The organism is Streptomyces phyllanthi (assembly GCF_009377205.1).
GTDB lineage: Bacteria > Actinomycetota > Actinomycetes > Streptomycetales > Streptomycetaceae > Streptomyces > Streptomyces phyllanthi.
Map to the genome: position 1 here is coordinate 1 of NZ_VJZE01000590.1, position 4744 is coordinate 4744.

A 4744-nucleotide genomic window follows, 5' to 3' on the forward strand; every position below is an offset into this window, starting at 1 on the left:
CCGTCCCCCTCCCCGTAAGGAGCCGACAATGAGCACCCTCTCCTTCAAGGTCCTCGACCTGGACTTCCCCGCCGGAGCCAAGAACAAGACCGCCACCCTCGTCACGGGCGAGAACGAGGCCCTGCTGGTCGACGCGGCCTTCACTCGCGCCGACGGCCACCGCCTGGCGGCCGAGATCCTCGACTCGGGCAAGAAGCTGACCACGGTGTTCGTCAGCCACGGCGACCCCGACTTCTACTTCGGCGCCGAAGTGCTCGCCGACGCCTTCCCGGAGGCGAAGTTCGTCGCCACCCCGATCGTCATCGAGCACATCAGGCACTCCTACGAGGGCAAGCTCAAGGCGTGGGCGGCTCTGGGTCCGAACCTGCCCACGCGCCTGGTCGACCTCGAGCCCCTGACCGGCGACCTCACCCTGGAGGGCCACCGTTTCGAGCTCAAGGGCGGCTCGGCCGGACTGCCCGACCGCCACTACCTCTGGCAGGCCGAGCACCGCGCGCTCCTCGGCGGGGTCCTGCTCTTCCAGCAGGAGCACGTCTGGGTCGCCGACACCCCCACCCCGGGTGACCGTGCCGCCTGGATCGATGTGCTGGACGAGATGGTCGCCCTGCAGCCGGAGCTGGTCGTCCCCGGCCACCGCCTGCCCGGCACCCCCGCCGACGCCTCCGCCATCACCGCGACCCGCGACTACCTGCTCGCCTTCGAGGAGGAACTCGACAAGGCCGCCGACGGCGCCGCGCTGACCGAGGCACTCGTGGGGCGCTACCCGGGCAACGGCATGCTGATCGCCGCGCAGATCGGTGCGAAGGTCGCCAAGGGCGAGATGAAGTGGGGCTGACCGTCATGGCTCACAGCAGCACCGACTTCGCCACCTCCACCGCCCCCGCCGACGTCGTACGCCGCCAGTACCTGGCCTCGGCAGCCGGCGATCTGGAGGCGCTGCGAGCCACCCTCGCCCCGGACGTGGAGTGGACGGAGATGGCCGGCTTCCCCCTCGCGGGCACCTACCGCACCCCCGAGGGCGTGACGTCGAACGTGATGGAGAAGCTCGGCCAGGACTGGGACGGCTGGGTCGTCCACGACGACACCTACGTCGCCGACGGCGAGAACGTCGTCGTCCTCGCCCGCTACACGGCCGTCAACAAGGCCACCGGCAAACCGATGGACGTCCGCGTCGCCCACCACTTCGTCGTCCGCGGCAGCCTGATCGTCCGCTTCGAGCAGTTCGTCGACACCGCGCTCGTCCGCGACGCCATGACCGACTGACCTCCCGCACCAACCGCCGTACGCCGTGCCCCCATCACATCGCGGCGTACGGCGCCCGCCCTTGAGGATGACCCTCAAGGGCGGGCGCCGTTCTGGTCCACGGAGCGACGCACACCCCTGCACATGACGAGGGCGGAGCTCGAAAGCCCCGCCCGAACACCATGAAATCGCAGGTCAGGGCCACACCAGGCAGTACGGCTGGTGGCCTGCCTCGTGCAGGCGGTGGCTGAAGTCCTGCCACTCGTGCAGCAACTGGTACACGTTGAAGGCGTCCCGTGGGCCGCCTCGGTCCGGGACTGTGGACCAGATGAAGGCGGCCGCGCCCACGGCCTCCTCGCCGATGCCGCGCAGGGGGTCGACGACCGTCATGGGGAGCTTGACGACCGCGTAGTCGGGGTGGAGGACGACCAGTTCGAGCGGGGGCACCTTGTGCAGGGGGACGCCTTCGATGCCGGTCAGCACCATGGCGGCCATCGTCTCCGGCTTGATCTTGGTGAACATGCCGTTCATGCCGAGCTCGTCGCCGCCGAGTTCCTCAGGTCGCATCGAGATCGGGACGCGGGCCGCCGTCGCGCCGTCGGGCGCGCCGAAGTATTTGTACGTCACCCCCACCCGACCACCATTCCTGCTCCCTGCTCGCAGCCGATCGGCCACGTGGTCCGTCCGGTCCATCCGGTCCATCCGGGGTGTCCGAGGCGTCCGGTTCGTCCTGCCGGTCTGATCCATGCGATCCATGTGATCCATCCGATCCATACGGTCCTTACCGTCCATACGGTCCGGTCGGTCGATTCGCTCAGTACCGCCCTGCTGGGAAGCGGAACCGCCCTGCTGCGAGTCCGTGGGATCCATGGGGATCGAGGGATCAAGGGGAACCATAGAACCCGTTGCGTCGGTGTGACTCAGCGGCCCCGTCCCTGTGGGACCTGCGGGAGCTGTGGGGCCTGCTGGGCCTTGTGGGTTCCTGGGGCTGTGCGGACCGCCATGGTTGCCAGGGCCACCCCCGTGCCCTCCGGGGCCCGTGTGATTTCCAGGGGTCGCGTGGCCGCCCGGGCCCGTCTGGCCCCCGGGGCCTGTCGGGCCCGCGGGTCCTACCGGGTCTGCCGGTGCGGGAGGGGCCGGCGGAACCTGGCCGCCCTGCGCCTGTCGTGCCTCGCCCCGTGTCTCGGTCGGTTCCCCCGCCTCGCGCCGGTGCCTTCCCCGCCGGGCACGCCGCGGACCCAGGTCATCGGTCCCCTCGCCCAGTCCGCCACCGCGCTGCATATCTCCACCCGACTGCTTTTCTAGGACGCGTGGCCCCCGCCGCGCAACCCGATCATCGTGTCAGTGACCTCCCCCGGGACCGCGCGCCGAAACGTGCGTTGAAACACCTGTCCGCAGGATCTTCGGGGGCTCTGACACCATGGCCTGTGTGAGCTATCCGTACGAAGCCCCAGTTTCGCAGACTCTTTTCGAGCGTGCGTCGGCCGTCACGCCTGGCGGTGTGAACTCTCCCGTGCGCGCCTTCCGTGCCGTGGGCGGTACGCCCCGGTTCATGGTGTCCGGTACCGGTCCTTACCTGACCGATGCCGACGGGCGGGAATATGTCGATCTTGTGTGTTCGTGGGGGCCCATGATCCTCGGGCACTCCCACCCCGAGGTCATCGCCGCCGTCCAGCAGGCCGTCGCCCGCGGCACCTCCTTCGGTACGCCCGGTGAGGGCGAGGTCGCGCTGGCCGAGGAGATGGTCGCGCGGGTCGAGCCGCTGGAGCAGGTGCGGCTCGTGTCCAGTGGCACCGAGGCCACCATGTCCGCCATCCGGCTCGCCCGCGGGTTCACCGGCCGCACCAAGGTGATCAAGTTCGCCGGGTGTTACCACGGTCACGTCGACTCGCTGCTCGCCTCGGCCGGCAGTGGGGTCGCCACCTTCGCGCTGCCCGACACCCCGGGCGTGACCGGCGCGCAGGCCGGGGACACCATCGTGCTGCCGTACAACGATCTCGAGGCCGTGCACGAGGCCTTCCACGCGCACCCCGGTGAGATCGCCTGTGTGATCACCGAGGCCTCGCCCGGGAACATGGGTGTCGTACCGCCGTTGCCCGGTTTCAACCAGGGGCTCAAGGACGCGTGTCGTACGAACGGTGCGCTGTATGTCTCCGACGAGGTCATGACCGGGTTCCGGACCAGCCGGGCCGGGTGGTACGGGATCGACGGCGTCCGGCCCGACCTCATGACGTTCGGAAAGGTGATGGGGGGCGGGTTCCCGGCCGCCGCCTTCGGGGGGCGCGCGGACGTCATGGCTCACCTCGCTCCCGCCGGGCCCGTCTACCAGGCCGGCACCCTCTCCGGGAACCCGGTCGCCACCGCCGCCGGGCTGGCCCAGCTGCGGCTGCTCGACGACGCCGCGTACGAGAAGGTCAACGCGGTCTCCGAGCAGATCCAGGCACTCGTAACCGAGGCCCTGGGCAAGGAGGGTGTCGCGCACACGCTGCAGAACGCCTCCAACATGTTCTCCGTCTTCTTCGCCGACCGGCAGGTGCGGAACTACGAGGACGCGAAGGGGCAGGAGTCCTTCCGCTTCAACGCCTTCTTCCACTCGATGCTGGCGCAGGGCGTCTATCTGCCGCCGTCGTCGTTCGAGTCGTGGTTCGTGTCCACCGCGCACGACGAACGGGCCGTCCAGCGGATCGCCGACGCCCTGCCCGCCGCCGCCCGCGCCGCCGCTGAGGCCACCGCATGAGCGGCGTGAACGGTACGAATGGCGCGAGTGGCGCGAGCGGTACGGACGTGACGGTCGTCCACGTCATGCGGCACGGCGAGGTCGCCAACCCCGAGGGGATCCTGTACGGCCGGCTGCCCGGCTATCACCTCTCCGAGCTGGGGCGGCGCATGGCCGACCGGGTCGCCGAGCACCTCGCCTCCCGGGACGTCACGCATGTCGTGGCGTCCCCGCTGGAGCGCGCCCAGGAGACGGCGACCCCGATCGCCAAGGCGCACGGGCTGGACCTCGCCACCGATGCCCGCCTCATCGAGGCCGACAACGTCTTCCAGGGCAAGACCTTCGGCGTCGGCGACGGCGCGCTGCGGCGGCCCGAGAACTGGAAGCACCTGACCAACCCGTTCAGGCCGTCCTGGGGCGAGCCGTACATCGACCAGGTCATCCGGATGATGGGGGCGCTCGACGCGGCGAAGGACGCCGCGCGGGGGCACGAGGCCGTGCTGGTGAGCCATCAGCTGCCGATCTGGATCGTGCGGTCGTACGTCGAGCGGCGGCGGCTGTGGCACGACCCGCGCAAGCGGCAGTGCACGCTCGCCTCGCTCACCACGTTCACGTACCAGGGCGACAAAATCGTTTCCGTGGGCTACACCGAGCCGGCGCGGGATCTGGTGCCGGCGCATCTCCTCGCGGGGGCGAAGCCGGTCAAGGGCAAGGACAAGGCGTTCGGAGCGTAGGCGCTCCGCTGGAAACGGGGGCTGTGGGTTCTGGGGGCTGCGGGTTCTCGGG

5 protein-coding genes are annotated in these 4744 nt (G+C 70.1%); 4 read left to right on the top strand and 1 reads right to left on the bottom strand.

The genetic code is table 11. The annotated features are described in order from the left end of the window. The first annotated feature begins 28 nt into the window (after positions 1-28). The gene (locus tag FNH04_RS41485) at positions 29-835 is read left to right on the top strand and encodes an MBL fold metallo-hydrolase (RefSeq protein ID WP_152791408.1); all 807 of its coding nucleotides are present in this window, start codon (positions 29-31) and stop codon (positions 833-835) included. 5 nt (positions 836-840) lie between these two features. Further along, entirely contained in the window at positions 841-1263 is a 423-nt protein-coding gene (locus FNH04_RS41490; protein WP_152791410.1) for a nuclear transport factor 2 family protein, read from the top strand. Between the two features lie 174 nt (positions 1264-1437). On the opposite strand, the gene FNH04_RS41495 is transcribed toward FNH04_RS41490, so the two are convergent. Next, the gene (locus FNH04_RS41495) at positions 1438-1875 is read right to left on the bottom strand and encodes a hypothetical protein (protein WP_003974483.1); all 438 of its coding nucleotides are present in this window, start codon (positions 1873-1875) and stop codon (positions 1438-1440) included. A 787-nt stretch (positions 1876-2662) separates the two neighbouring features. Between FNH04_RS41495 and hemL the strand changes: the two genes are divergently transcribed. Together hemL and FNH04_RS41505 are read left to right on the top strand one after the other, a co-directional pair. After that, complete coding sequence (gene hemL, locus FNH04_RS41500) at positions 2663-3979, top strand: glutamate-1-semialdehyde 2,1-aminomutase (protein WP_152791412.1); 1317 nt, start codon at positions 2663-2665, stop codon at positions 3977-3979. Between the two features lie 65 nt (positions 3980-4044). Continuing rightward, on the top strand, positions 4045-4692 hold the full coding sequence (locus FNH04_RS41505) for a histidine phosphatase family protein (RefSeq protein WP_386576016.1): 648 nt from the start codon (positions 4045-4047) through the stop codon (positions 4690-4692). Positions 4693-4744 lie beyond the last annotated feature (52 nt).

What these genes read in the sequence shown, in the direction of transcription:
- FNH04_RS41505 (WP_386576016.1), top strand. Translation starts at nt 4,045, where the DNA reads ATGCGGCACGGCGAGGTCGCCAACCCCGAGGGGATCCTGTACGGCCGG.
- FNH04_RS41490 (WP_152791410.1), top strand. Translation starts at nt 841, where the DNA reads ATGGCTCACAGCAGCACCGACTTCGCCACCTCCACCGCCCCCGCCGAC.
- hemL (WP_152791412.1), top strand. Translation starts at nt 2,663, where the DNA reads ATGGCCTGTGTGAGCTATCCGTACGAAGCCCCAGTTTCGCAGACTCTT.
- FNH04_RS41485 (WP_152791408.1), top strand. Translation starts at nt 29, where the DNA reads ATGAGCACCCTCTCCTTCAAGGTCCTCGACCTGGACTTCCCCGCCGGA.